This is a genomic window from Arthrobacter sp. TE26545, assembly GCF_056279005.1.
On the sequence record NZ_JBWBQM010000001.1, the window covers coordinates 366,042 to 392,960 of the forward strand.

At 67.4% G+C, this 26,919-nt stretch carries 22 protein-coding genes, 1 tRNA gene and 1 other RNA gene; 14 read left to right on the forward strand and 10 right to left on the reverse strand.

Going from position 1 to position 26,919, the window contains the following annotated elements; all coding sequences use genetic code 11:
- Positions 1-47 precede the first annotated feature (47 nt).
- Entirely contained in the window at positions 48-533 is a 486-nt protein-coding gene (locus tag ACZ9CK_RS01610) for a MarR family winged helix-turn-helix transcriptional regulator (RefSeq protein ID WP_476049041.1), read from the reverse strand.
- Positions 534-645: 112 nt separating this feature from the next.
- Between ACZ9CK_RS01610 and ACZ9CK_RS01615 the strand changes: the two genes are divergently transcribed.
- Together ACZ9CK_RS01615 and ACZ9CK_RS01620 are read left to right on the forward strand one after the other, a co-directional pair.
- Entirely contained in the window at positions 646-870 is a 225-nt protein-coding gene (locus tag ACZ9CK_RS01615; protein WP_426302037.1) for a hypothetical protein, read from the forward strand.
- Positions 871-1,024: 154 nt separating this feature from the next.
- Entirely contained in the window at positions 1,025-1,225 is a 201-nt protein-coding gene (locus ACZ9CK_RS01620) for a hypothetical protein (RefSeq protein ID WP_426303368.1), read from the forward strand.
- A 92-nt stretch (positions 1,226-1,317) separates the two neighbouring features.
- On the opposite strand, the gene ACZ9CK_RS01625 is transcribed toward ACZ9CK_RS01620, so the two are convergent.
- Positions 1,318-2,664, reverse strand: a complete 1,347-nt coding sequence (locus ACZ9CK_RS01625) for an aspartate kinase (RefSeq protein WP_426302038.1) — start codon at positions 2,662-2,664, stop codon at positions 1,318-1,320.
- Between the two features lie 241 nt (positions 2,665-2,905).
- Between ACZ9CK_RS01625 and ACZ9CK_RS01630 the strand changes: the two genes are divergently transcribed.
- The 3 genes from ACZ9CK_RS01630 to ACZ9CK_RS01640 are packed head-to-tail and all read left to right on the forward strand — an operon-like array spanning position 2,906 to position 6,300.
- Positions 2,906-3,865 (forward strand): ABC transporter ATP-binding protein, encoded by a 960-nt coding sequence (locus ACZ9CK_RS01630; RefSeq protein WP_476049042.1) that lies wholly within the window; start codon positions 2,906-2,908, stop codon positions 3,863-3,865.
- Positions 3,862-5,025 carry an ABC transporter permease gene (locus ACZ9CK_RS01635; protein ID WP_476049043.1) on the forward strand — a complete coding sequence of 388 codons (1,164 nt, stop codon included), beginning with the start codon at positions 3,862-3,864 and terminating at the stop codon, positions 5,023-5,025. The genes ACZ9CK_RS01630 and ACZ9CK_RS01635 overlap by 4 nt, the downstream gene beginning before the upstream one ends.
- Before the next feature lie 6 nt (positions 5,026-5,031).
- Complete coding sequence (locus tag ACZ9CK_RS01640; RefSeq protein WP_476049044.1) at positions 5,032-6,300, forward strand: hypothetical protein; 1,269 nt, start codon at positions 5,032-5,034, stop codon at positions 6,298-6,300.
- Between the two features lie 56 nt (positions 6,301-6,356).
- Here the strand turns inward: ACZ9CK_RS01640 and recR are convergent, their stop codons facing one another.
- From recR to ACZ9CK_RS01660, 4 genes are all read right to left on the reverse strand, one after another.
- Positions 6,357-6,956, reverse strand: a complete 600-nt coding sequence (recR, locus tag ACZ9CK_RS01645) for a recombination mediator RecR (protein WP_426302042.1) — start codon at positions 6,954-6,956, stop codon at positions 6,357-6,359.
- 84 nt (positions 6,957-7,040) lie between these two features.
- The gene (locus ACZ9CK_RS01650; RefSeq protein ID WP_476049045.1) at positions 7,041-10,175 is read right to left on the reverse strand and encodes a DNA polymerase III subunit gamma and tau; all 3,135 of its coding nucleotides are present in this window, start codon (positions 10,173-10,175) and stop codon (positions 7,041-7,043) included.
- A gap of 33 nt (positions 10,176-10,208) precedes the next feature.
- An RNA gene (gene ffs / locus ACZ9CK_RS01655) (signal recognition particle sRNA small type) lies at positions 10,209-10,305 on the reverse strand.
- 316 nt (positions 10,306-10,621) lie between these two features.
- Positions 10,622-10,945, reverse strand: a complete 324-nt coding sequence (locus ACZ9CK_RS01660; RefSeq protein WP_426302049.1) for a YqfO family protein — start codon at positions 10,943-10,945, stop codon at positions 10,622-10,624.
- 321 nt (positions 10,946-11,266) lie between these two features.
- On the opposite strand from ACZ9CK_RS01660, the gene ACZ9CK_RS01665 reads away from it, so the two are divergent.
- Positions 11,267-11,351, forward strand: a tRNA-Ser gene (locus ACZ9CK_RS01665).
- Positions 11,352-11,491: 140 nt separating this feature from the next.
- Here the strand turns inward: ACZ9CK_RS01665 and ACZ9CK_RS01670 are convergent.
- On the reverse strand, positions 11,492-12,391 hold the full coding sequence (locus ACZ9CK_RS01670; protein ID WP_426302050.1) for a LysR substrate-binding domain-containing protein: 900 nt from the start codon (positions 12,389-12,391) through the stop codon (positions 11,492-11,494).
- Positions 12,392-12,511: 120 nt separating this feature from the next.
- Here ACZ9CK_RS01670 and ACZ9CK_RS01675 point away from each other — a divergent pair, with 120 nt between their 5' ends.
- On the forward strand, positions 12,512-15,982 hold the full coding sequence (locus ACZ9CK_RS01675; protein ID WP_476049046.1) for a proline dehydrogenase family protein: 3,471 nt from the start codon (positions 12,512-12,514) through the stop codon (positions 15,980-15,982).
- 73 nt (positions 15,983-16,055) lie between these two features.
- Here the strand turns inward: ACZ9CK_RS01675 and ACZ9CK_RS01680 are convergent, their stop codons facing one another.
- Together ACZ9CK_RS01680 and ACZ9CK_RS01685 are read right to left on the reverse strand one after the other, a co-directional pair.
- A complete protein-coding gene (locus ACZ9CK_RS01680; RefSeq protein ID WP_426302052.1) occupies positions 16,056-16,967 on the reverse strand; it encodes an oxygenase MpaB family protein in 912 nt (303 codons plus the stop codon).
- 104 nt (positions 16,968-17,071) lie between these two features.
- Positions 17,072-18,529 (reverse strand): MFS transporter, encoded by a 1,458-nt coding sequence (locus ACZ9CK_RS01685; protein WP_476049047.1) that lies wholly within the window; start codon positions 18,527-18,529, stop codon positions 17,072-17,074.
- A gap of 85 nt (positions 18,530-18,614) precedes the next feature.
- Between ACZ9CK_RS01685 and ACZ9CK_RS01690 the strand changes: the two genes are divergently transcribed.
- The 4 genes from ACZ9CK_RS01690 to ACZ9CK_RS01705 all read left to right on the forward strand — a co-directional run bounded on the left by ACZ9CK_RS01690 (position 18,615) and on the right by ACZ9CK_RS01705 (position 21,948).
- A complete protein-coding gene (locus ACZ9CK_RS01690; protein WP_426302054.1) occupies positions 18,615-18,989 on the forward strand; it encodes a MarR family winged helix-turn-helix transcriptional regulator in 375 nt (124 codons plus the stop codon).
- Between the two features lie 97 nt (positions 18,990-19,086).
- The gene (locus tag ACZ9CK_RS01695) at positions 19,087-20,406 is read left to right on the forward strand and encodes a M23 family metallopeptidase (RefSeq protein WP_476049048.1); all 1,320 of its coding nucleotides are present in this window, start codon (positions 19,087-19,089) and stop codon (positions 20,404-20,406) included.
- A gap of 189 nt (positions 20,407-20,595) precedes the next feature.
- Positions 20,596-21,081, forward strand: a complete 486-nt coding sequence (locus ACZ9CK_RS01700; RefSeq protein ID WP_476049049.1) for a glutathione peroxidase — start codon at positions 20,596-20,598, stop codon at positions 21,079-21,081.
- Between the two features lie 108 nt (positions 21,082-21,189).
- Positions 21,190-21,948 (forward strand): nuclear transport factor 2 family protein, encoded by a 759-nt coding sequence (locus tag ACZ9CK_RS01705; RefSeq protein WP_476049050.1) that lies wholly within the window; start codon positions 21,190-21,192, stop codon positions 21,946-21,948.
- Here the strand turns inward: ACZ9CK_RS01705 and ACZ9CK_RS01710 are convergent.
- Entirely contained in the window at positions 21,945-23,165 is a 1,221-nt protein-coding gene (locus tag ACZ9CK_RS01710) for a cytochrome P450 (RefSeq protein ID WP_476049051.1), read from the reverse strand. The two genes, ACZ9CK_RS01705 and ACZ9CK_RS01710, sit on opposite strands and share 4 nt — an antisense overlap.
- 186 nt (positions 23,166-23,351) lie before the next feature.
- Here ACZ9CK_RS01710 and ACZ9CK_RS01715 point away from each other — a divergent pair, with 186 nt between their 5' ends.
- From ACZ9CK_RS01715 to ACZ9CK_RS01725, 3 genes are read left to right on the forward strand one after another with little or no spacing between them, the layout of a single operon-like run.
- Positions 23,352-24,158 (forward strand): IclR family transcriptional regulator, encoded by an 807-nt coding sequence (locus tag ACZ9CK_RS01715; protein ID WP_426302059.1) that lies wholly within the window; start codon positions 23,352-23,354, stop codon positions 24,156-24,158.
- The gene (locus ACZ9CK_RS01720; protein ID WP_476049052.1) at positions 24,136-25,845 is read left to right on the forward strand and encodes an HAL/PAL/TAL family ammonia-lyase; all 1,710 of its coding nucleotides are present in this window, start codon (positions 24,136-24,138) and stop codon (positions 25,843-25,845) included. Before ACZ9CK_RS01715 ends, ACZ9CK_RS01720 begins: the two co-directional genes overlap by 23 nt.
- Positions 25,842-26,852, forward strand: coding sequence for a PDR/VanB family oxidoreductase (locus ACZ9CK_RS01725; protein ID WP_476049053.1), 1,011 nt, complete (start codon positions 25,842-25,844; stop codon positions 26,850-26,852). Before ACZ9CK_RS01720 ends, ACZ9CK_RS01725 begins: the two co-directional genes overlap by 4 nt.
- Positions 26,853-26,919 lie beyond the last annotated feature (67 nt).

Consider the following 26,919-nt stretch of genomic DNA (forward strand, 5'->3'; position numbering starts at 1 on the left):
TTGCTTTCTGCCATTTTATCCCGGGTGCGCACTATCGAGGCTGCGCCTTATCCGGACTGCGCAGCGTGGACCTGTGCAGCGTGGACCGGTGCAGGGCGCTGGGTTGCGGCAATCAGGCCGGTCATGGCCGCGTGGAGTTCGGCGACTTCCTCCCGGCTCAGGCCCAGCCGCTCCATGATGGTGCCCGGCACCGCCGTTGCCTGTTCCCGGAGGGCTGCCCCGGCCTTCGTCAGGGTCACCGCGAGGGCGCGCTCGTTGCCCGGGACCCGTTGGCGGGTAAGCAGGCCCGCCTCTTCCAGCCGCCGCAAGATGGGCGAGAGGGTGGCGGGTTCATGCAGGAGGGCGTCGCTGATGTCCTTGAGGGTCCGCGGGCTGCGCTCCCAGAGGGCAAGCATCACCAGGTACTGCGGGTGGGTGAGGCCCATGCGTTCCAGGACCGGTTTGTAGATGCCCACTACGCTGCGCGAAGCGACCGTGAGGGCAAAGCAAAGCTGGCGTTCGAGGAGGAGATCGTCCTCGGCGGGCGTGGACATGTTCCTCCTTGGCTGGGCCGTACCATTCAAGCTTATCTCGCCGCGCTAATTATTAGTGTACTAACAATTAGTGTACGCTGAAGCTACAAGGAACCCCACGGAGGGAGCAGGAGTGGCCAAGGAATCGTTCGCCCAGCGGTTCATGCGCGCAACCGGGCGGCTGCGCGTTGTTTTCGGTCCGGCGCACAGCAGCTCGCTGGACCATGAGATGACCGAGGCCAACCGGATCCTGCTGCGCCAGCGCCAGGCCGAAACCCTGCAATGGGAGACGAAGCACCGGGCCGACGGCAGCAGCTATGTGGTGGCGAAGAACCCCGAGGACAAGTCCCTGCGCTGAGGCCCCGGCGTCCCGCGGAACCAGACCGTCGCCGCTTCTTTTCGGGGTGCCGGGCGTATCATTGAGTCACTTGAACCACTCGGGAACGGCTGATCGCCGGACCCCGTTGCGGGGAAGGAGGTGGGATGTTGTGGGACGTGTGCTGGACAGTTTCATGCATGTGACGGCGCGTTTGCAGGCTGTGTTCGGACCCGCCACCCAGGGCGATACCGATGCACCCGTGGTTCACAAGCACGACGACTTCGAGATGGCATCGGAAGAAGACCTGACGCATTTCGTTGTCGAAACGGATGCAGAAGGCCACCACTACGCAGTACGTGATGACCCCGGGCCGACCACTACCGACTACGGCTGAGCCGGCTGGGCTGGCTGGGCTGAGCAGGCAAACGCAAGGCAAAACAAAAGGACCGGAGCGCAAGCCCCGGTCCTTCCGTGTTTAACCCTGTTTCATCGGCCGGTGCCGCCGTAGACGGTGGCCTCGGATTCGCCGTCGAGCTCAAAGGCTGCGTGGATGGCGCGCACCGCGTCGTCCAGCTTGTCCGCGCTGGTGACCACCGAGATGCGGATCTCCGAGGTGGAGATCATGTTGATGTTGATGCCGGCGTCGGAGAGCGCCTTGAAGAAGGTCGCCGAAACGCCCGGGTGCGAACGCATGCCGGCGCCGATCAGGGAAAGCTTGCCGACGTTCTCGTCGTATTCGATGCTCTCGAAGCCGATTTCGCCCTGGGCGGCGCGGAGGGCGGCGAGGGCGTCGGCGCCCTCCACGATGGGCAGGGTGAAGGAAATGTCCGTGTGGCCGGTGCCGTGGGTGGACACGTTCTGCACGATCATGTCGATGTTCGAGTGCGCGTCGGCAATGACCTGGAAGATCGCCGCAGCCTTGCCGGGGATGTCAGGGACGCCGACAACGGTGACCTTGGCTTCGGACCGGTCGTGGGCCACGCCGGAGATGATTGGCTGCTCCAAGGCAACTCCCTCTTGAGTGGTGATCTTGTCATCGGCACCGGGGAGGACCCAGGTGCCTTCGTTCTGGCTGAATGAGGAACGCACGTGCAGGGGCACGCCGAAACGGCGGGCATACTCCACGCAGCGCAGGTGCAGGATCTTCGCGCCGGAGGCGGCCAGTTCCAGCATTTCCTCGCTGGAGATGGTGTCGATCTTCTGCGCGGACGGAACCACGCGCGGGTCCGCGGTGAACACGCCGTCGACGTCGGTGTAAATCTCGCAGACGTCCGCTTCCAAAGCCGCGGCGAGGGCAACGGCTGTGGTGTCCGAACCGCCGCGGCCCAGGGTGGTGATTTCGTTGGTGCTGCGGCTCATGCCCTGGAAGCCGGCCACGATCGCGATGTGCTGCTTGTCCAGGGCCGTGCGGATGCGGTGCGGGTCGACGTCGATGATGCGCGCCTTGCCGTGGATGCCGTCGGTGATCATGCCGGCCTGGGAACCGGTGAAGGACTGGGCGGAAGCACCGAACTTGTTGATGGCCATGGCGAGCAAGGCCATGGAGATGCGCTCGCCGGCGGAGAGGAGCATGTCCATCTCGCGGGCCGGGGCGGAGTCCGTGACCTGGGCGGCGAGGTCGAGGAGTTCGTCGGTGGTGTCGCCCATGGCGGACACGACGACGACGACCTCGTTGCCGGCCTTCTGCGCGTCAACCACGCGGCGGGCAACACGCTGGATGCCCTCGGCGTCGGCCACGGAGGAGCCGCCGAACTTCTGGACGATCAGCTGTTTGGTCTTGGCAGGCTGCGCGGCCAGTTCGTCGCTTTTCACTTCGGTAGTGGGCATACTCATGCGCGCACCCTCACTGCATCACTTGGGAATCGAAACACCGCACGGCCATTTACGGCATGCCAGCGTGGCTTATTCGGCCAGTTTATCGCCGTGTGTCCCGGGCCCGGGAATTGTGACCAAATCTCGGCCCCTGGGTGGATGTGCGTGACTTTCACCACGGCGTACGATCAAGGCACGATGCGGCCTGTGGGCAAGTCCGCTGCGCAGGTTCAAGCTCTGTAGGGGGAAACAGAGGTGGAGTATGTCCGTTGCAGAAATACCTGAGACCACCAGGGCGCCGCTGGCTTCCGGGGTCTCCGCGGTGGGTGTCTCCCGCCGCTTCGGTTCCGTCCACGCCGTCGAGCACATGGACTTCGACGCTCCGGCCGGACGAGTTACCGCGCTGATCGGCCCCAACGGGGCCGGCAAGACCACCTTGCTGCTGATGCTGGCCTCGCTGCTGCAGCCGGACAGCGGCGAGATCACGGTGGACGGACTGGACCCCGCACGGGACAGCGCGGCCGTGCGGCGCCGGCTCGGCTGGATGCCGGACACCCTGGGCGTGTGGGAATCCCTCACCGCGCGGGAGATCCTGGTGCAGATGGCCCGCTTCTACCGCCTGCCCAGGTCCGGGATCGAGGCGCGGGTGGCCGAACTGCTTGCCCTGGTCCGGCTCGAGGATCTCGCCGACCAGCCCGCCCGGGTGCTTTCCAAGGGCCAGCAGCAACGGCTGAGTCTCGCACGCGCGCTGGTCCACGACCCTTCCGTCCTCCTCCTGGACGAACCAGCGGCCGGCCTGGATCCCGGCTCCCGGGTGGAACTGCGGACGCTGCTGCGAAACCTGGCCGCGGCCGGAAAGTCCGTGGTGGTTTCTTCGCACGTGCTTAGCGAACTCGATGAAATCGCCGACGGCGCCGTGTTCGTCAACCAGGGCCGCACCGTCAAGCAACAGACCATCGAAGAAGCCGCGCAGCAGGGCCGGCGCTACGCGATCACCGCCCTGGACCCGGCGGCACTCGCCGCGAAGCTCACAGAGCTGGGGCTTGAGTTCCAGGCCGGAAGCGGCCGCCGTCCGTCCGTTTCGTTGATGTTGAGCCATGACGACGGCGCTGCCGCCCTGCTGCGGGACCTCGTCACCGCGGGGATCGCCGTCGTGTCCTTCGGCCCGGCGAGCGGGGCCCTGGAGGAGACATACATGAGCCTGGAAACGGAGCGGAAATGAGCGTGGAAAAGACCCTCCCCGGCCCCGCACCGGTTCCGGACCCGGCAGCCGGGCGGGCCGCCGTCGCAGGTTATTTCGGCGGGATCCGCGATGTGGTGGTGCTGGAGATGAAGCAGCGGCTGCGTTCGCGCGGCTGGTACATCATGCTGGGCATCTGGTTCGTGGTGATCGCCCTGGTGACGGCGCTGACCTGGGCCGGCTGGAATGCCTCCATGGAGGTCCGCAACTCGATGCCCGTTCCGGACGGCATGCCCGAGCCGGACGGGCCGGGGTCCGCGATCTTCGAGGTGGTGCTGGCCTTCGTGCTGCTCTTTGCCTTGCTGGTGGCGCCGGCGCTGTCGGCAAACGCCGTCAACGGCGACCGGGCCGGCGGCACCCTGGCGATCCTGCAGATCACCCTGCTCACGCCCGGGCAGATCCTCTGGGGCAAGTTCTGTGCCGCCTGGCTGGCGGCGATCGCCTTCCTGGCAGCAAGCGCGCCGTTCCTGATCTTCGCGGTGCTGCTTGGTGGGCTGACTCCTGGGCACGTGCTGGTGTCCCTGGTGATGCTGGCCGTCGAGGTGGCCGTGATCTGCGGGATCGGCGTGGGCATTTCGGCGCTCGCCGGCCGGCCCCTGTTCTCGATCGTGGTCACCTACCTGACGGTTGCCGCGCTGGTGGTCGGCTCGCTGATCGCCTTCGCCCTTGGGGTGCAGCTGACCCAGGGGACCGTCATGGCCAACCAGCCGCAGTACAAGGGAATGGAATACGGCTCCGGGACCATGCCAGGGCCCGGGGAGCCCACGTACACGTGCGCGGGGCCGCTCGTGGAGCAGGACGTGCTGCGCACCGAGCGGGTGGCGTGGCTGCTGGCCCTGAACCCATACGTGGTGGTGGCCGACGCCATCCCGTACCCGGAACGAACCGTTACCCCGTACTACTACAGCGGCGGCATGATCGAGAACATCAGCCAGGGTGCCCGGGCGGCAATCGCCGGTCCGGAGGGCACGTATCCCTGCGCGAACGGCCAGGTGCAGCCGCAATACCTCAAGCAGGGCACGCCGCTGTGGCCGCTTGGGCTGGTTTTGCAGATCGGACTGGGTGGCCTGTTGTTGCGGCTCGGTTGGCGGTCCCTCCGCACCCCCGCCCGCCGCCTGGCCTTGGGTACGAGAATCGCCTGAACCGCCATGGTTTCCGGTCAGCCGCCTGAGGACGAGCCCCGCTACGAGCAGATCGGCCGGGACTTGTACGACGACGGTGGGCCGGCTGGCGTTTCGGGCAGCCGGGCGTCGGGTTCGGTGTCCGGGGGCTCGGTGCCGGGTGGCCCGGCGCCGGGTGGCTTGGTGTCCGGGGGCTCGGCGTCGGGTGGTTCGGCGTCGGAGGACGACGACGGCGAGGACGACGGCGGCGGTCCGGTCCGCGTGCCGTTCCGGTCGACAGCGGCCAAGGCGGTCCGTGATGCCTGGGCGGACACCATGGGATCTTTCCGGACAGTATCCTTCTGGATCGTCCTCGTCTCTGCCGTGGCAGGGGCGGGCACGGCAGCGTACCTGCTCCTTGCCTGGTTCGGGGTTTTCGGCTGGGAGACATCCGGGCCCGTAGCGATGTTTCTCCTGTCCGGAGGCGTGCTTTCCCTGGCTGCGGCCATCATTGGTTCCGTGTGGGGATTCGTGCGTGGCCAGGCCGGGGGACGGACTATGTCGGTACGCCTGCTGGCGTGCTTGCTGCGGGGGCTTGCGCTGGCGGTACTTGGCGTTGGGCTCCTCCTCGCGCTCCGTGTATTGCTGCCGGTGCCGGGCACGGCCGAGTTTTCCGTGGATCCTGCTTCGGGTCTGCCTGTGACCCCGGCGGGGAGCATTCCCGCGTTTCCTGGCCTGGAGATTCTGGCGCTGCTTTCAGTGCTCTTCGAGGTGGGGGTTTTCGGGCTGCTCGGCATGGGATTCCGGGCCTGCTTCGCCTCGCGGCTTCCAGGGGCCGTGTTGACCGTGCTGTCGACAGGCTTGTTCGCGTTCGGGAACGTCGCTGCGGCGTTCCTCCTGTTGCCGGGAACGCTGGTCACCGAGCGGACTTCCATTCCCGTCAACGCGGAGCGGGACGATACCGGCCGCTATCTGTCCTACGAATGCATCGGGGACCTGGTGCGGAGCGAAACCGTGCTGCACAGCGAACGCGTCATGTGGCTGACCGCAGGGAATCCGGCACTGATCTACTGGACGCTTGCCTCTGACCAGGTCCCTCCGGACGGTGAACTGGGGTGGTTCCTGCTTTCCGTCCAACGTTCCACGGAGGGGCCGGCCTACGATGTCCCCTGCATCAACGGGGTGCCCAGCGAAGCGGCCCAGACCGGGTTCCCGCTGTCAGTCATCGGAATCGCCGGGCAGTTGGCGACCGCCGCCGCGGTGACAGGCGCCGGCGTCCTGGCGGGCCGCCGTCGGGCTTACCGCTCCGGACGGTAGCGAAGGGCGAATCAGCGAAGGGCGAATCAGGACAGGGCGAATCAGGACAGGGCGAATCAGGACAGGGCGTTGCGGCGGCCCTCGAAGGCGCGGCCCAGGGTGACTTCGTCTGCGTATTCGAGATCCCCGCCCACCGGCAGACCAGAGGCGAGCCGGGTGACGGTGATGCCGATCGTCTTCAGCATGCGAGCAAGGTAGGTGGCCGTCGCCTCGCCTTCGAGGTTGGGGTCCGTGGCGATGATGATTTCCTGGACGGCGCCGTCGTTGAGGCGGGTCAGGAGTTCGCGGATCCGCAGTTGTTCGGGGCCGATGCCGGCGATCGGGTTGATGGCCCCGCCAAGTACGTGGTACCGGCCGCGGAAGGAGCGCGTCCGTTCGACGGCGAGTACGTCCTTGGATTCCTCGACGACGCAGATCACGGACGGATCGCGCCGCGGGTCGCGGCAGATGTTGCACGTTTCCTGCTCGGTGACGTTTCCGCAGATGGTGCAGAACTTCACCCGTTCCTTGACGGTGGTGATGGCGGCGACCAGGCGTTTCATGTCCTCGGGGTCGGCCTCAAGGATATGGAAGGCGAGGCGTTGAGCCGACTTCGGCCCGACGCCGGGGAGCCGGCCGAGCTCGTCGATCAGCTCTTGAACTGCACCCTCGTACACAATGTCCTCGTTTGTTCAGTGGCGTTTGGTGGTTGCGGCTTTGCTGGGCGGGCGGCGACTGGTTTTGCCCGGTGGGGCCCGCGGTCAGCGGTGCATCAGGGGGGTGCCGTCCAGGGAACGCTCTTCCAGGAGTCTCCCGCCCAGAATACGCTCGACGGCGGCCCGGCCAAACACGCCCGATTCCTCGATGGTTTCGTCATCGGCGCTCGGGACGTCCTCGACCATGGTGGCCGTTGCGGTTGCCGCCCGGGCAGGGACCTGCTGGCGTCCGGCCAATGCTTCCGGGCTGTTCGAAAGCCGCTGGTAGAGGCTCTGCTTGCTGGCGGCGCTGCCTGTGACCTCGGCGGCAGGGGCCGGGACCGTCGCCCAAGTGTTCGCCTGGGCAGGGGAATGGGCGGCGGGAGCTTGCGCGGGAGCCAGTGCGGGAGCCTGCTGGGCCGGCGGCTGCGCCAGCGCCTGTGCAGGCACCTGCGCGGCGGCGGGTTCGTAGGCCGGGGCGCCGTTGGTCTCTGCCTGGGCCTGCTCAGGTTGGGCGGGCGACGAGGCTGCCGGGGCATGGTTACCCACATTGCTGGCGGTGCCGACAACCCATGAGCCCGGCGATTGCTCCACTGCGCGCGACCACGGGTCATTCGAGGTGTCAGCCCCGGACGTGGCCTCCTGCGTGCTGGCCCCGGGGTCGGGAGCAGTGACAGCATCGGCCGAAGGAGCGAGGTCGGTGGGCTGCGGGCTGACCGTGGCCTGCCGGGCGGCGGCGCCTTGGATGGCGGACGCCGGCTGCCCGGCGCCTGCTGCGGGCCCGGACTGCCAGCCGGAGTCCGACGGCGGAACCCAGTCCATGGGGGGTTCTTCGTCCAGGGGCGGGGCGTCTTCGTCGCGCGGGGGACCCCAGTCGCCGTCGGAATAGGAGTAGTCCTCGGACGATGGCTGTTCGGGGGCATTCTGCGCCGCTTTGGTGTCGCTCGCTGCCGAGTTTGGTGTCTCCGCGGACCGCTTGGACGACGGGCTGGACGCAGGTACTGCTGCGGTGGCGGGTGCGGAGTCCAGGACCGGGCCGGGCTCAGCGGCCGGGCTGGGCTCAGCAGCCGGGGCGGGAACCTGTCCCGGATCCGGGACGGCGTTGGAAGCGTGCGAGGCCGCGTCAACGGCTGCGGAACTGCCCGCGGGCGCGAGGCCCCAAGCCGTATCCACTTCGGAGACGGCAGGCGCCGCGACAGTGGCGGACGGCACGGCGGGCGGGGCCGCCGGCACTTGTGCCGGGGCTTCCGGACTAGCCGGTGCTTTTGGGTTTGGCGCAGAGCTCCCTGAACTGTTGGCGCCTGCTACGGCTGTGATCTGGCAGTCGATGCCGATGGTCTTGTGGATGGCTTGGCGCAGGTTTTCCGCATGGTCGGCCCGGCTGAATGCAGTGGCCAGGCCGTCCGTGCTGAACGAGAGCACCAGTGTTTGCCCGTCGAAACGTGCCACCTGGGCATTGGCGCCAACCAAGGCCCAGCTGCTCCGCTTGATCTTGCTCAGCGTCTGCAGGATGTCTTGCCAAGCGCGGCGGACCACCTCGACGTCGGCACCTCCTGTGGGTGCCGGGGCAGGAGCCTGGGGAGCCGGGGCAGGAGCCTGGGGCGCCGGGGAAACCGGAGATGCCGGAGGCGTGGTCGCAACAGGAACGGGGGCAGCGGAAGCCTGGGCCGCGGGAGCCTGGGCCTGTGAACCGTGTGAGCCCTGTGAACCGTGGGAGACCGTAGCATCTGCAGCTGCCTGCGCATTGCCCGGTGCCGAAGGCTCCTGGTTTTCCCCGGTGGGCCAGTCGCTGGTGGTGACCCGGGGTGCCGAGATCCGGCTCGCCGCGGCCGGCGCCTCGGAGGCAGGTGTCTGCGCGGGCTCCGGAGCGGACTCCGGGGCTGACGTAGCTGGACCCGCGGGTGCGGTCGGCACTACCTGCGCGGGCTCCGGCGTCGGGCTCTGAACCGCCGGAGCCGCAGGCGCCGCCGGAACGGACTGCATGGGAGCGGACGCAGCGGGCTCCGCCACGGCACCCCCGGGAACTGCGCCGCCGTAGCTGAGGCGCCGCTCCACGCGGTCGATCCGGGCGGCGATGCCGCGCTCTGTCTGTTCGGCGCTGGGCAGCAGGATCCGCGCGCACAGCAGCTCAAGGTGCAGGCGCGGCGAGGTGGCACCGGTCATTTCGGTGAGCGCGGTGTTGGTGACGTCCGCAGCGCGGGAAAGCTCCGCGGCCCCCAGGGTGCTGGCCTGGCCCTGCATACGGGCGATCTGGTCCTCCGGCATGCCGCGCAGGATGGCACTGGCGCTTTCCGGCATGGCCTGGACGATGATGAGGTCGCGGAAGCGCTCCAGCAGGTCCTCGACGAAGCGGCGGGGATCGTGCCCTGTCTGGATGACCCGGTCCACCGCGCGGAAGACGGTGGCGGAGTCGCCGGCGGCAACGGCCTCCACGACGTCGTCCAGCAGCGAAGCGTGTGTGTAACCGAGGAGCGCGACGGCGAGCTCGTAGTCCAGACCGTTGCTTCCGGCGCCGGCCATGAGCTGGTCCAGCACGGACAGGGAGTCGCGGACGGAACCGCCACCGGCACGGACCACGAGCGAAAGCACGCCTGGGGCCACCGGCACGTTCTCGGCAGCGCAGAGCTGCTCGAGGTAGGCCATGAGCGGTTCCGGCGGCACGAGGCGGAAGGGATAGTGGTGCGTGCGCGAACGGATGGTGCCGATCACTTTGTCCGGCTCCGTGGTGGCGAAGATGAACTTGATGTGTTCCGGCGGCTCTTCGACGATTTTCAGGAGCGCGTTGAAGCCGGCCGAGGTGACCATGTGGGCTTCGTCGATGATGAAGATCTTGTAGCGGTCCCGGACGGGTGCGAAGGTGGCGCGTTCGCGGAGGTCGCGGGCGTCGTCCACACCGCCGTGGCTGGCGGCGTCGATCTCGATGACGTCGAGGGAGCCCGAACCGCCGCGGGCGAGCTCGACACAGCTGTTGCACTTGCCGCAGGGCGTGTCCGTGGGACCTTCGGCGCAGTTCAGGCAACGGGCGAGGATGCGGGCGGACGTGGTCTTGCCGCAGCCGCGCGGGCCGGAGAAGAGGTAGGCGTGGTTGACGCGGTTCTTGCGCAGCGCCGTCATGAGCGGCTCGGTGACATGTTCCTGCCCGATAACGTCCGCGAACGAATCCGGGCGGTATCTACGGTAAAGGGCAGTAGTAACAGTCACAGGAGAAGCCTAGCTTTGGGGACTGACATTTAAATGTGAGACCCCTCATGCACCCGCCAGAGCCCATCTACCCTTGCTACCTTCCGGTCCTGGGGGAGTTCAACAGGATGACGCCACATGAGGGGCCGCAGATAAGCTTACCCGAACTTTCAGCGGCGCTCGAATCCCGCCGTCGGGGACCGGAACCACAGTGCGGCGGCGGATGGGCCGGGCCGTGGAGCTGCTGGACCGCTTCCCGGCCACGTTCGGCGCCCTCGCCCGGGCAGGATCAGCCTGGCCCATGCCCGGGTGATCCAGGCCACCGGCCCGCCAACATTCTGAGCGCTCATTCTGGGGTGCCCTCTCCGGCCAATCCGGACCTGCCTACGTTGGCTGGCGGTGCGTCTCGGCGCGGCTGATACGCCGTTCCCCGAACCATCTGTCCAGGCTGGCGCCGCCGATTCCCCTTATCGCCAGCCCTTCACCGGCCAAGTCATGAAAGCCGGTTCCTCGTAAGGGTGCGCCGCACGCAACGCCCGCACGACGTCGTCGAGCAGCTCCTCCTGAACCACGCACTCGATCCGGAGTTCGGGCACCTGCTCGGGCTCGTTCACGGCGCCAATGAACGGTTGCGCACCGGCCAGGGGAGTGAAGCGGCCGGTGCCCGGGGTGGTGAACGCGCAGTGGCTGTAGTCGCCGATCCGGCCGGCGCCAGCGTCCCCAATGGCTGCCAGGAGGGCCTCGCTGTGCGGGAGCGGAACATAGACCACCAGTGCGTGGAGTTGGCTCATCCCACCATCCTGCCAGCGGCCCCGCAAACCCGCGGGAAACAGGTCAAAGGATGGTTTCTAATTTCCATTGCCAAACCAGAGGTTCTCAGCGGAACATTGGTATGTACACCGATTGGGGCAATCTCAAGGTTGTGAGGCGTAGGGCCTGTTGGGGAGACCGGACCCGGCGTCTCAACGGAGTACCGCAGGAATGGGCGCATTGGGGGCGTCCATTTTTTCGTTAAGGCGCGAAGCGGCCCCGCAGGAGCCGGCCGAACGGCTCGATTGGGAGATGCTGGAAATCTCAGGTACAGTAAGACCTGCTTTTGATTCAGAAGCAATGGAGAATTCGCCTAGCGGCCTATGGCGCACGCCTGGAACGCGTGTTGGGTTAACGCCCTCGGGGGTTCAAATCCCCCATTCTCCGCGTTTGGCCCCGGTCCCTTTCGAGGGAGCCGGGGCCCTTTGCGTTAACGCCCAACTGACTAGCAGTTGTGGCCGTTTTGAGGCGCGAAAACGGCCACAACTGCTAGTCAGTTGGGCGGACCGGCCGGCCCGGGGAACCTTTCAGCTCCGCGCAGCGGCCACCCGCTCAAGCACTTCGCGGCAGGCCAGAATGGCCGGGTGGATGCGGCCGGCCTTGCGCGTGGACGTGAAGATGGTGCGGTGCGGCAGCTCGGGCAGTTCCAAAAGCTGCACGGACTTCGCCCGCCCGGTCCACACGAGGTCCGGCATCAGGGCGACGGCGTTGCCGGACTCGATCAGGCGGATCTGCGCCTGGAGGTCCGCGGTTTCGTAGCGGACGTCCGGTTCGAAGCCCGCCGAACGGCAGGCCTGCTCGGCCCAGTGCCGGGACGCTGCGCCGTGCGGTTCCATGACCCACGGAAGCGAAGCGGTGTCCGCCAGCGTCGTGATTGTTTCCCCGCCCAGCCCCACCGGGGGAGTGGCCAGCCGGATAGCGTCGCTGGTGAGGGTGGCGCGGTCCAGGCCCGTGTGGTGCGGCGCGGCATGGCCGGGGTACTGCTCGGCCACCACGATGTCGAAGTCCCGTGCCCAGGTTTCGTAGAGGGCGGTCTCGGGTTCGCGCTGGGTCATTTCCACTCGGACCTCCGGATACTCCGCCCGCATGGAGGTAAGGAAGTCCGGCATGAGCGCCAGCGCCGCGGACTGGAACACAGCCAGCCGCACGGTGCCGGTGACGGAGGAAAGGGATGCAGCAAGGTCCGTTTCGGCCCGCTCCAGGATGGCCAGCAGGGATGCTGCGTGCTCCACGAGGATTTCTGCCTGCGGGGTGAGCTGCACGCGCCGGCCGGACTTGCGCAGCAGCTCCACGCCGGCTTCCTTCTCCAGCAAAGTCAGCTGCTGGGATACCGACGACGGGCTGTACTTCATCGCGTCCGCCACCTCGGCCAGGGTCCCGCGGATCTTCAGCTCATGCAGCAATCGAAGCCGCCGGACGTCCAGCATGGGCCCTCCAAAAATGCTCGAAAAGTCTAACGAATATCATTCGGAAAAGTTCGCTTTTCCTAATCTGATTGTAGATCCATACTGGTGGAAACGAAGCACCATCCCTAAGGAAATACGCGCATGAGCACACCAACCCGGGAATCCCGCGCCGCCGCCGGAAACCACGTTTTTCCGGACGCCGGCCACTTCCAGGAACTCGGCAACGAAGCCACCGCCCTGGTCCGTCACTGGCTCACTGAGGCCTCGAAGATTCCTGTTGACATCTCGGCCCAGCGCCTGGCCGGCGTCCTGAAGGACCCCAACGGCCTGGACTTCACGGTCGGATTCGTCGACGGCGTCATCCGCCCGGAGGATCTCTCTGTGGCCGGCCGCAACCTGGCCAAGCTCGCCCCGAAGGTCCCGGCCTTCCTCCCCTGGTACATGCGCGCCGCCGTGCGCGCCGGCGGCATCATGGCCCCGGTCGTGCCGCAGCTGGTCATCCCGATCGCCCGCAAGGTCCTGCGCGACATGGTCGGCCACTTGATCGTGGACGCCACGGACGCCAAGCTCGGCCCCGCCATCGCCAAGATCAAGAAGGACGGCGTCCACCTCAACATCAACCTGCTCGGCGAAGCCGTGCTGGGCGAGCACGAAGCCGACCGCCGCCTCGAGGGAACCCTCAAGCTCCTGGCGCGTGACGACGTCGACTACGTCTCCATCAAGGAATCCTCCACCGTGGCCCCGCACCCGCTCTGGGCCTTCGACGAGGCCGTGGACCACGTGGTGGAGAAGCTCACCCCGCTGTACCGCCTGGCCGCTTCCTTCCCCAAGCCCAAGTTCATCAACCTGGACATGGAGGAATACAAGGACCTCAGCCTCACCATGGCCGTGTTCAAGAAGATCCTCGACAAGCCCGAGTTCAAGAACCTCGAGGCCGGCATCGTGCTCCAGGCGTACCTGCCGGACGCCCTGGCCGCCATGCAGGACCTCCAGGAATGGGCCGCCGCACGCCGTGCCAACGGCGGTGCCCCCATCAAGGTCCGCGTCGTCAAGGGCGCCAACCTGCCCATGGAACAGGTCCAGGCCTCCATACAGGGCTGGCCGCTGGCCACCTGGGGTACCAAGCAGGACTCGGACACCAACTACAAGCGCGTCCTCAACTACGCACTCACTCCGGAGCACATCGACGCTGTCCGCATCGGCGTGGCCGGACACAACCTCTTCGACATCGCCTTCTCCTGGCTGCTGGCCAAGGAACGCGGAGTCACCCAGGGCATCGAATTCGAAATGCTGCTCGGCATGGCAACCGGCCAGGCCACCGCGGTGCGCAAGGATGTCGGCAGCCTCCTGCTGTACACGCCGGTGGTGCACCCGGGCGAGTTCGACGTCGCCATCGCCTACCTGATCCGCCGCCTCGAAGAGGGCGCCAGCCAGGACAACTTCATGTCCGCGGTTTTCGAACTCGCCGAGAACGAGAGCCTCTTCGAGCGCGAGAAGCAGCGCTTCTTCGCCTCCCTCGCGGAGCTGGACGATTCCGTTCCCGCGCCGAACCGCACCCAGGACCGCAGGAAGGCCCCGGTTCCCGCCCCGCGCGAAGGCTTCGCCAACACCCCGGACACCGATCCCGCCCTCCCGGCCAACCGCGCCTGGGGCCGCGCCATCCTCGAGCGCATCCCGGGCTCCACTGCCGGCAACGACGTCGTTGAATCCACCAAGGTCGCCACGGCAGAAGAGCTGGACCGCATCATCGCCACGGCCGTCTCCGCAGCAGACAAGTGGGGCGCCCTGACCGCCGCCGAGCGCGCCGCAATCCTGCACCGCGCCGGCGACGTCCTGGACGCCCGCCGCGCCGAGCTCCTTGAGGTCATGGCCTCCGAAACCGGCAAGACCATCGAACAGGGTGACCCGGAAGTCAGCGAGGCGGTCGACTTCGCGCACTACTACGCCGAGCGCGCCAAGGATCTGGAAACGGTCGACGGCGCCACGTTCGTCCCGGCGAAGCTCACCGTCGTGACCCCGCCGTGGAACTTCCCGGTCGCCATCCCTGCTGGCTCCACCCTCGCCGCACTCGCCGCCGGCTCCGCCGTCGTCATCAAGCCCGCAAAGCAGGCCCGCCGCTCCGGTTCCGTCATGGTGGACGCCCTGTGGGAGGCCGGTGTGCCGCGCGAGGTGCTGGCGCTCGTGCAGCTCGAAGAGCGAGAGCTCGGCACCCAGCTGGTGTCACACCCGGACGTGGACCGTGTGATCCTGACCGGCGGTTACGAGACCGCTGAACTGTTCCGCTCCTTCCGCCAGGACCTGCCGCTACTCGCGGAAACGAGTGGCAAGAACGCCATCATCGTCACCCCGCACGCCGACCTGGACCTCGCCGCCAAGGACGTCGTCTACTCGGCCTTCGGCCACGCAGGCCAGAAGTGCTCGGCCGCCTCGCTGGTGATCCTGGTGGGCTCCGTGGCCACCTCCACCCGCTTCCGCAACCAGCTCCTGGACGCCGCCCGCTCCCTGCAGGTGGGCTACCCGGAGCAGGCCACCACCCAGATGGGCCCGATCATCGAACCGGCCAAGGGCAAGCTGCTGCACGCCCTGACCACCCTCGGCGACGGCGAAAGCTGGGCCGTGAAGCCGGAGAAGCTGGACGAGACCGGCCGGCTGTGGTCCCCGGGGATCCGCTACGGCGTCAAGCGCGGCTCCTACTTCCACCTGACCGAGTTCTTCGGGCCGGTGCTCGGCGTGATGACCGCGGCCACCCTTGAAGAAGCCATCGCCATCCAGAACGAGATCGAATACGGCCTCACCGCGGGCCTGCACTCCTTGGACTCCGAGGAGATGGGCATCTGGCTGGACACCATCCAGGCCGGCAACCTCTACGTCAACCGCGGTATCACCGGCGCGATCGTGCAGCGCCAGCCCTTCGGCGGCTGGAAGAAATCTGCAGTCGGCGCGGGCACCAAGGCCGGCGGCCCGAACTACCTGATCGGCCTGGGCAACTGGGTTCCCGCGGAGCCCGCCGCCAAGCCCGGCACCATCCTCACCGGTCCGGCCGCAGCCATCCTCGCCGCCGCCAAGACCACGGTAAGCGCCGAGGAGGCTGACACCCTTCAGCAGGCCCTCCACAGCGACGCCGCAGCCTGGGCCGCGGAGTTCGGCACCGCCAAGGACGTTTCAGGGCTCAGCGCCGAACGGAATGTCTTCCGCTACCGGGCTCTCCCGGTGACCGTGCGCCTGTCCGAAGGTGCTTCGCTCGCCGAACTGCTGCGGGTTGTCGCGGCCGGCGTGGTAGCCGGCTCGGCTATCACGGTGTCCTCCGCCGTCGAGCTGCCCGACGCCGTCGTGGCTGCCTTCGCCGGAGCGGGCGTGAGCTCCCGGATCGAAAGCGACGCCGAGTGGCTGGCGTCGGCGGCTCGGATCAACGGCGGTCGCATCCGCCTGATCGGCGGGGACTACGCCGCCCTGGCCGCCGCCACCGGCGGACGTCCCGACGTCGCGGTCTACCACGGCCAGGTCACCCCGGCCGGCCGGATCGAGATGCTGCCCTTCCTGCACGAGCAGGCTGTCAGCATCACGGCGCACCGTTTCGGAACCCCGAACCACCTTTCGGATGCGCTGATCTAGCGTTAGCTGAAACGAAGCAAGTCCGGTGCCACGGCAATGCCGTGGCGCCGGACTTGTGGCTTAACGGAGAGTGCTAGGCCGCGATGCCCAGCCGCCGCAGCCGGTCCCGGGCAGCCTTTTCGCTGGAACTCTGCCGCCCCAGGCCCAAGCGGACGAAAGCGAGCACCAGCCGGGCCGGCAGCACTGTAGGCAGCGGGATCGGTCCCAGATGCGGCGTCCGCAGGCCAAGCAGCTCCCGGTACCGGGGATCCAGGCTTCCGACGGCGGCGTTGAAGAGGATGCGGTATCCGGACCGCAGGGAAGGCGCCAGTGGAGGGTTGCGGATGAACTCCACGGTTTCCTTGAGCCGGGCGTCCGAACGCAGCTCGCCCGAGGTGTACCAGCGGTCCATTTCCTCGCCGACCTCCGCGAGCGTCTCCGGCGGGTTGACGACGCCCATCAACCGCCCGGCCTGTGCCCATTCCCGCACGTACGCGTCGGCGCCGCCCGGGATGGGGCCACCCCAGATGCGATGGACGGAAACGAAGGAGTCGGCGTAGGTGGCGTGCACCCAGCCGAGCAGCTCGGGATCGAGGGCGGAATAGCCGCGGGGCTTGCCTTGGTTGTCGGTATACGTTCCCTGCACGAAGCGGTGGATCCGCCGCACCTTCGCCGTGGCGTCCCGCGCCGCGGCCCGGGAACCGTAGCTCACCGTGAAAATCCACCGGATGGTACCGGCCAGCCGGCCCAGCGGGTCCTCCTGGAACGCCGAGTGGTCATAGACTCCCGCCAGTGCGCCGGGATGCAGGGACTGCGTCAACAGCACCCGGATGCCCGAGATGATTGTGGCCACCGACCCATGCACCGCCCAGACCGCCGAGCCGGGGCGGTGATAGCCGGGGTCGTCGCCGTCGGCAAGTTCCAGTACCCAGTCAGGAACGGCCTGCGGGTGACCGGTGAAGGTCGTCCGCAGTTCCCCCCGCCATTTCCGGATGAAGCTGACCATCTTCCATTCTGTGCCCGACGGCGCGGGTTCCGTAAGGGCGGACAGAAAACAGGAAGGCGGCCGCGGCACTTAGCCGCGGCCGCCTTCCGGAATTGATGCGGTAGTCAGGCAACCGGCTGAGCGGTGACTGGCCGGCGTCGGCGTCCCGGGGACGCTGCCACCAGCAGCGCCGCGATCGCGACGGCGGCACTCAGGACCAGTCCCGGACGGTACTGTTCCAGCATGGCGGCCGCGCTCGCGCTGCCTGCTGAGTGGCCGTGCCCGCTGACGATCGCCGTGGTGACGGCGAGCACCAGGGCCGCCCCCACCTGGGTGCTGGTCTGGATCAGGCCGGCGGCAAGGCCCTGTTCGGAATCGCGGATCCCGGCGGTGGCCTGCACGTTGATGGACGGGAACGCAAGGGCGAAGCCGATGCCCAGGAGGATGATCGAGGGCAGGATGTCCAGAACGTAGTTGGGCGTGGTCCCCACTCGCAGGAACAGTACGTAGCCCAGGCCCAGGGACACCAGGCCGGTAAGGATCAGCGTGGTGGCGCCGAACCTCTCGATCAGGCGGTCCGCGAACGGGGCGCTCGTGGCCACGATCAGGCCCGCGGGGAGCAGGGCGAGCGCCATGCCCAGCGGCGACCAGCCCAGCACGGACTGCAGGAACAAGGTGACGATGAACTGGAAGCTCAGGTAGGAGCCGAACAGGCCGATCGCGCTCAGGTTGGCCTTGGCCACCCAGCCTTCACGCAGGATGCCGAAACGGATCAGGGGATGCTTGACCTTGTTCTCGATCACGGCGAATGCCGCGAGTACCGCGGCGGAGACTGCGAACCCGGCGATTGTTGCCACAGATCCCCAGCCCTTTTCCGGAGCCGATACCAAGGTGTAGACCAGTCCGAGCATGCCCAGGGCGAGCGTCACCGCACCCCAGATGTCGTGCCCGTTGTTTTCCGCCGTCGGCTTGTCCCTGGGGATGTACCGCAGGCCGAGGAGGACGACGGCGACGGCGACCGGCACCGAAACGAGGAACGTCCAGCGCCAGCTGAGGCTGGTCATGAGGCCGCCGACCACGAGGCCAAGGGAGAAGCCGCTGGCGCCGAAGGTGGTGAAGATGGACAGTGCCTTGTTGCGTTCGCGGCCTTCCGCGAAGTTGGTGGTGATGATGGAGAAACCGGTGGGTGCCGTGAAGGCGGCGGCCAGTCCCTTGACGAAGCGCGTGGCGATCAGGACGGTGGGATCGTTCACCAGGCCGCCCAACAGGGAGGCGGCGGCAAAGACGCTCAGGGCGATCAGGAAGATCCTGCGCCGGCCCAGGAGGTCGGCGAGGCGGCCGCCCAGGAGCAGCAGGCTTCCGTAGCCCAGGACGTAGGCGGACACGATCCACTGCAGGGAATCGGTGCCCAGCCCCAGCTCGTGGCCGATGGACGGAAGGGCGACGCCCACCATGGAAACGTCCAGGCCGTCGAGGGCGAGGACGGTGCAGACCACCATCAGCAGGAGCCACTGGGCGCGGGTCCAGCGGACGGCGTTGTGGAGTTTTTCGGCAGATCTTTCGAGGGTGTTCGTCGAAGTCATGGCATCAATGTATATGACGCGTCATTCAATGACAAGGAATATTATGACGTGGCATTTAAATGCGTAATGAACTAGAATCGGGGGCATGGCAACGACAGACCGCCAGTTGGTTGAGCAATGGCGCAGCATCCAGGACGCCTACTTCCGCACTTCCTGTGCGATCGACCGGGCGCTCGAGGCCAAGTTCGACATCGGCCTCAACGAATTCGAAATCCTGGACCTCGTGGCGGAAAGCTCCGACACCGCCTGCCGCATGAAGGCGCTGGGGGAGCGCACTCCCATGACGCAAAGTGCCGTGTCCAAGGTCGTGGACCGGCTCGAGAAAGCCGGCCTGCTGGCCCGCCATTCCTGCGCGGATGACCGCCGCTCACTCTTCCTCGAACTGACAGACGCCGGCCGTGCGCTCCACCAGCAGGCCGCCGTCGAGCACCGCGCCCTCCTGAAGGAAAACCTCAGCTGAGCGGAGCGCTCCTTGCAGGGGTTCCTTTTCCCTTCCCATGACGTCAGAATAGGCGTGTGCGTCCGGGCTAGGTGGGCGCCGCTTATGGGGAGTGCAAGTGGGTAAACACCACGAGTCCGGCCAGGGTTTCATCCTGGTGCGGTCCAAGGCTTTCGGACGATCATTGTTCTGGAGCTTTTTCGGAGTCCTGATGCTGCTGGTTTTTGGTGCCCAGGGCCCCCTACCCATGGCCTCGTTCCAGGCCCAACCGGCGAGCGGCAGTGTCGGGCCATACTTGCTCGACGAGGGACCGCCACCCTCCCTGGCGGTAGGCGCCGACGCGATCCTGTCCTTTGAGCGTTCCACTGTCGAAACCGTCGCGAAGAGCGGCAAGCGCCACCTCAACGTTGCCTCCCAGGACCTGGACAGGCCGGGCGAGGGAAAGCTCTACGCTCCCCTCGAACACCTGGTTCCCACTTCCCCCTTCGGCCTTCGCATCGACCCGCTCAGCGGAAAACCGGGCGAGTTCCACTGGGGCCAGGACTTCGCGGCGCCCTGTGGCACACGGGTCTACACGGCCGACGCCGGTGTGGTCCGCGCCGTCGGCTGGCACCTGTGGGGCGGCGGAAACCGGGTGGAAATCGACCACGGAAACGGCCTCATCACCACTTACAACCACCTGCAGGGGATCGGGGTCAAGAAAGGCCAGTCGGTCAAGGTAGGCCAGGTGATCGCCAAGGTCGGCACCACGGGGTCCTCCACAGGTTGCCACCTGCATTTCGAGACGATCGTCAACGGCGTGCACACCGATCCGGCCGCGTGGACCCTCATCCCAATCAGGCAGGCGGACCCGCTCGACAACATTCCAATGGTCAACTACGCACCCGGTGCCGGTTCGACGGTGACCGAGGCACCGAACTGGGCCGTCCCGGTGGCCGCCGCCCCTGAACGGGAAGTCATCGGCGGCGAGCAGGAGGCCCGCGTGACGCCGGCACCGACGGCGTCCGCGACGCCGACGCCGACTTCCGCCTCGACACAGACGGCCAGCCAGTCGCCGACCGCCACGCCGTCGTCGACTTCGACCCAGACGTCGACCGGTACGGCAAACCCGACGCCGACGTCGACTGATACCGCAACGGCGACGCCAACGTCGACTGGTACCGCGACGCCGACCCAGACTCAGACGTCGACCGCGACACCGACTCCGACACAGACCCAGACAGCTACTCCGACTCCGACCTTGGCGCCGGCGCCGGCGCCGACAGAAACTCCCGCGCCGCTGCCGCCGTTGACGACGGCACCGACCGAAACCCCCGCGCCACTGCCAACGCTGACCGAGACCCCGGTGCCCACGAGTCCGCTGCCGGGCAGCACCACACAACAGCTGAGCCCGTCTCCGTCGGAGTCGCTTCCCGAATCGACGGTTCCGGCTCCGTGACCGGTTCCTCCCTTGATCTGGCCCGGCCCCTGATCTGGCCGTGCCCCTGACGCGGCCCTGCCCCCGGACCCGGTCCGGCAAGCGCAGCTGTTTCAGCCGCATGCTTCCCACGCACTAGACTCGGACCCCGGTGCAGCGCATGTCTTCGCGGCGCCGAACCCCTGCTCCACCCAGTGCTAAGGAAGTTCCATGTCCCTGCTCCACTCCATCCCGCTCACCTTCAACGACGGCTCGGAGGGGGACTTCGGGCGCTTCGCCGGGAAGGCCGTGCTGGTGGTCAACGTGGCCTCCGCCTGCGGCTACACGAAGCAGTACGCGGGCCTGGAGGAGCTGTACGGCAAGTACCGTCACCAGGGCCTTGAGATCCTCGGCGTACCGTGCAACCAGTTCGGCGGCCAGGAACAGGGCAGCGACGCCGAAATCGCCGAGTTCTGCCAGCGCAACTTCGGGGTCACGTTCCCGCTGATGAGCAAGAGCAACGTGCTGGGCAAGCAGCAGCACCCGCTATACGCCGAGCTCACCCGTCCCGCGGATGGCGCGGAACTGCAGAAGGTGAAGTGGAACTTCGAGAAGTTCCTGGTCAGCCGCGAGGGCGAGGTGCTCGCCCGCTTCCCGTCCGCCGTCGGGCCCGACTCCGAGGAGCTCATCGGAGCGCTCGAAGAAGCCCTCGCCTGACCCCCGCGTGGCTCCTTCACGCAGTCTCGACACCGGGCCGCCGCGCGTACAAACTGGGACGTGACCGCGGGCAGTGGTCCACGCTCGGAGCCAGGGAGGACGCAGGCGATGGATAACAAGGATCTGGTGCAGAAGGCCGGCAGCGAACTTTTCATCGACCGGGACCTGGGTGCGATCGACCGATGGTGGGCGGCGGATTACCGCCAGCACAGCGCCATGGTAGGTGACGGTCCCGAGGCGCTGCGCGGACTGGTTGAAAATGTGCCCGCGGACTTCCGTTACGAGCCGGTCCGCATACTCGCAGACGGCGATCTGGTCGCCATGCACGGCACCTACTACGGCTTCGGGCCGGTGCCGCTGGTCGCCTTTGATGTTTTCCGGGTGGCCGACGGAAAACTTGCCGAGCACTGGGACGCGCTGCAGCCCGCGGTGGCGGAAACAGCGAGCGGCCGAAGTCAGGTCGACGGCCCGGCGGAGGTAACCGCGCCCGAACAGACTGAGGCGAGCCGCGCCGTCGTCATGGGTTTTGTTGAGGCTGTGCTCAAAGGCGGGCAGGCAGACCGGATCGGCGAGTTCATCAGTTCCGAGCAGTACCACCAGCACAACCCCGCCGTGCCGGATGGCCTGGGCGGGCTCGGTGCCGCCCTCAAGGCCTGGGCCGAACAAGGCATCACGGTGGAGTACGGCACGGTGCACCGCTCGGTGGCCGAAGGCGAGTTTGTCCTGACCCAGTCCGAAGGGCTGCTGGGCGGCAAACCCACCGTCTTCTACGATCTTTTCCGGGTCGACGGCGGGAAGATCGTAGAGCACTGGGACGTCGTGGCCGATATTCCGGAGTCACTGCCGCACGGCAACGGCCTGTTTTAGGCTGGTGTGATCTTCAAGGGGATCGAACTCCAGCCACGCAGGGTGTTGTGCAGGTACGGCACCGGTTCCCCGGCTGGCTCGATGCTCTTGATCCGGACGGCCATCTCGGTGAACAGCACGTCCATTTCGAGGCGGGAGATCGGCTGCCCCACGCACTGATGGATGCCCATGCCGAAGGCCAGGTGCCCGCCGGCGTTCCGGTCGATCCGGAAGTCGTCGGCGGTGTCTCCCCACTGGCGGGCGTCCCGGTTGGCGGACCCGACGAACAGCAGCACCTTCGAACCAGCCGCCAGCGGCACGCCGCGGAAGACGGTGTCGGCGGAGACGGTCCGGAAGAAGGATTGGAACGGCGATTCGAAGCGCAGGGCCTCGTCGATGGCGAACTTCGCCAGCCGCGGGTTGGCGTGCAGTGCCGCCCATTGCTCCGGGTGGGAAGCCAGGGCCTGCAGGGTATTCCCGATCGAGAACACCGTGGTGTCCAAACCTGCCGACAGCATGGCGCGCACCAGCAGCGCGGCCTGGTCTGCCGTGATTTCCCCGTGGTCCGATGCCGCCCAGATCTGCGCGCCCATACCTTCGGGGGAGAGGTTCTCCCGGGCACAGTTGGCCATCACCCACTCGTGGGTGCCGGCGCCCTTCTCGAAGAATGAACGGGAGCGTTCGTCGTCGGGCCCGAACGCGCTGAAGTTCATGGCGCCGTGCGGCAGCAGGTTCCTTTCGCGGCCCTCCCGCGGAATCCCGACGGCGTCGCCGAACACCCGGATGGGGAACAGCTCGGCCAGCTCCGTGACGCCGTCGAAGGTTTGCTGTTCGATCAGCCGCTCCACCAACTCCTTGGCGAAGACCTCGAATCCGGCGCGCAGGGAGCGCACGCCGCGCGGCGAAATCACCGCGGACATGGCGGCCCGCATGGGACCGTGCACGGGCGGGTCGGATTCCAGGATGCCCTGGGGCCGCCACGCGGGCTCCTTGTGCAGGTTCTTCGGGCCCACACCGGCGCTGGAGATGAAGGTCCGGTAGTCCTCCAGGATGTCCCGGCATTCCGCGAAGCCGGCGAAGGCGGGAACCCCGTACTTCTCGAGCCATACCGCCGTACCCGCCGCACGCATGCGCTCGAACAGCGGGTACGGGTCGGTGAGGTTTTCATCCGTGTAAGGGTCGTCCGCGAAAACGGGAAGGGCTGGCGGAGTGCTGTCTGTGGAGGTGTCCAAGGGCATTCGGGCCTCATTACGGTCGGGGAGTTCGCGCTGCGGGGTGGCGGATTCGTGGGCCCAAGGTATCGGTAGGAAAGAGCAGTGAGTAAACAGAATTCTCATTCTGTGGGAATACTGTTTGTCGAAGCGCCTGAATGCCCCGCACGATCTACTGCGTAACAGCTCACGGCGGAACGGAAAGGACGGGCAGTGGCAGGACAGGCATCATTCGAGCGGGGCCTCAGGATCCTGTCCGCCGTCGCCGACGCCGGGGACACCACCGTTGAGGCTGTGGCCTCCAAACTGGACATCCCCGTCAGCAGCACCTACCGCTACTTCCGCCAGCTGCGCGAGCTCGGCTTCGTCCAGGAGGACGCCGGGCTGTACCGGCCGGGCCGGGCGCTGCTGGCGCTCACCGGTAGGCACCTGACGCAAAGCCATCTGGCCGAGGTGGGCACCGCCGTACTCAAGGACATCGTGGACACGGTGGGCGAAACCGCCGTCATGGTGATCCGGGTGGGCACCAGGGCCATGTGCCTGCGCCGCGTCGAACCGGACAAGGCCATCAAATACACCTTCGCCGTCAACGAACTCCTGCCGCTCAGTGCGGGAGCTGGCCCGCGCGCGCTGCTTGCCTGGGCGCCTGGCGACGTCGTGCGCCAGGTGCTCGACGGCGGCCTGCCGCGCTTCACGGACAACACGCCCACCGCCGAACAGCTGCAGTCCAGCCTCGCGCAAATCCGCGCGTCCGGCTGGGTGGTTTCCCGCGGCGAGCTCGACCCGGGGGCCGTCTCTGTGGCGGTGCCGGTGATGTTCGGCGGCGAGGCGGTCTGCGCCCTGAACGTTGCCGGGCCGGAGAGCCGCTGCGGCTCGCGGAGCTGGCTGAACACCACCCTGAAGACCATGAACGAGGCAGCGGAGAACCTGGCGGCGTCGCTGGGGACCCTGGCTGGCCAAGGAACAACGCGCCGACACACAACACGGGAGGCAAACGATGACGCTGCACACTCTGCCTGAAACAGAACGGCTTGAAACAGAACGGCTTGAAACCGCACCGGTGGTCGTGGGGGCCGCCCGGGCTACCCTGGAGGAACTGGTGCAGGTGGCGCGCCACCGGCCCGTGGTGGTGGACGACGCCGCGCTCGCCCGGATGAAGCCAAGCGAGGAGTGGCTTGGCAGTGTCATGGAACGCATGGAGGCCGGCGAAGACACCGCCCCGATCTACAGCATCAACACCGGTTTCGGCTCCCTCGCCGGGCGCAAGGCCTTCGCGGAACCCTCCGACGCTGCCGAGCTGTCCCGCCGCCTGGTCATTTCCAACGCCTCGGGCGTGGGCCGCTACGTGGACGAGGAAGTGGTCCGGGCAACCATGTTCATCCGGATCGTCAGCCTCACCCAGGGCTACTCCGGGGTGCGCGGCGACATCGTGAAGACCCTGGCCGACATGCTCAACCGCGGCGTCCACCCGGCCATCCCGGAGTTCGGTTCGCTCGGCGCGTCCGGCGACCTCATCCCGCTGGCCCATATCGCCATCGTGATGTCCCGCTCCCACCAGGGCGACGACCTGGAGCTGGATTCGGGCGAGGCCTTCGTGGACGGCTCCGTGGTTTCCGGCCTCGCCGCCATGAAGCACGCCGGGCTCGAACGGCTTCCCTTGGGAGCCAAGGACGGCCTCGCCCTGCTCAACGGAACCTCCTTCTCCTGCGCCCAGGCGGCCCTGGCCCTGAACGACGCGCAGAACCTCCTGGAAACCGCACAGATCACCGCGGCAATGAGCATCGAGGCGCTCATGGGATTCGGCGACGCCTTCATCGACGAACTCCACCAGGCCCGCGGCCAGCGCGGGCAGATCGAGGTGGCGGCGCGCCTGCGTGAACTGCTCAGCGGCAGCGGACTGGTGGACGGCGACGCCGGCCGCGACCCCGTGCGCCAGCCGCCGCAGGATGCCTACTCGCTGCGCTGCATCCCGCAGGTCTTCGGCCCGGTCAAGGACACCCTGGACTTTGCCGCGGGAATCATCGACAACGAGATCAACGCCGCCACGGACAACCCGCTGATTTTCCCGTCCCTGCCAGCCGGCCGCAGCCTGAAGGCGGTGTCCGGCGGCAACTTCCATGCCGAGTACGTGGCCTTCGCGGCCGACTTCATCTCGATCGTGGTCACCGAGATCGGCAACATCACCGAACGCCGCCTGTTCCGGCTGGACGACGGCACCTTGAACCGCGGCCTGCCGGACATGCTCGTGGCCAGCGAACAGATCGGCATGGACTGCGGCTACATGCTGCCCCAGTACCTTGCCGCGGCCTTGGTTTCCGACTGCAAGACCCTGGCGCACCCGGACAGCGTGGACTCCATCCCCACCTGCGCCAACCAGGAGGACCACGTCTCCATGGCCAACAACGCCGGCCGGCACACCAGACAGATCGTGGCGAACATTGAAACCGTAGTGGCGGTGGAACTGCTCATGGCGGCCCAGGCCCTGGAACTGCGCATGGGCCTTCGCGCCACGGCGGAGGCCAGGCCCGGCCCCGCAAGCCTCGCGGCGCTCGCATTCCTGCGCTCCGTGGCTTCCGATGACGGCCGCCCCATCGACCACATCACCCAGGACGTGGTCCTCTACCCGCGGCTGCGCAAGGCCACCGAACTCGTCCATTCCGGTGCCGTCGTCAGCGCCGTCAACGCCGTGATCGGAGGCCGGGAATGACGTTGCAGTCGGCCGAGGCCGGGGTGGCAACGAAAGGCTTCACCCGCCTGACGGTGGGCGGCATCCGCGAGGAAGCGGACGGCATCGTCTCCGTCCTGCTGGAGGACCCCGACGGCTGTGCGCTGCCGGCCTGGGAGCCCGGTGCGCACATCGATGTGCTGCTGCCGAACGGGCTGCTCCGCCAGTACTCGCTGTGCTCGGACCCCGCGGATTCCCGGGGCTGGCGGGTAGCCGTGCTTCGCGAACCAGCCGGCCGGGGCGGTTCGGACTTCATCCACGGGATCCTCCGCCCGGGAGACGCCGTCGAGGTCCGGGGGCCGAAGCACAATTTCCGCGGCAACGCGCCGACGGCGGGGGAGAAGCTGTTCATTGCCGGCGGGATCGGGATCACCCCGCTGCTGCCGATGATCCGCGCCGCCGCGGCAGCCGGCGAGCCGTGGCGGCTGCTGTACCTGGGGCGGAGCCTGCGGTCCATGGCATTCCTGGACGAGTTCGCGGCAGTCGACCCGGACGGAACCCGGACCCGGATCCACGCGAAGGACGACGCCGGGCTGCTCGATCTGGCGGGATACCTCGCGGACGCCGGCGGCGCCGTCGTCTACGCCTGCGGACCGGCCCGCCTGCTGTCGGAACTGCGTGCGGCCCATGCTGCCGGAGCCGTGGCCGGCCTGGTGTTTGAAGACTTCGGTGCCGGTTCAGCTGAAACGCCCGACGGCGGCGCGTCTGCCTTGGGCCCGGACGACTCGCCTTTTGTGGTGGAAACCGCCGACGGGCAGGAAATAAACGTCGCGGCTGGCGAAACAATTCTTGATGCCCTCCATAGATCTGGCGTTCCGGCATTGAATTCCTGCAGGAAAGGAACATGCGGCACCTGCGAAACCGTCGTCCTGGAAGGAATTCCTGATCATCAGGACGACATTCTCAGCGAGGAGGAGCGTGCATTGAATGAAACAATGATGATTTGCGTTTCCCGCTGCCGCGGGGAAAGGCTCGTGCTCGACATTTAGGCGTGGCCAGGCCTGCCCACGCAGCGGTCGGGGCGCGGGCAGGTGCTCCAGGTAGCCGTCAGCGTGC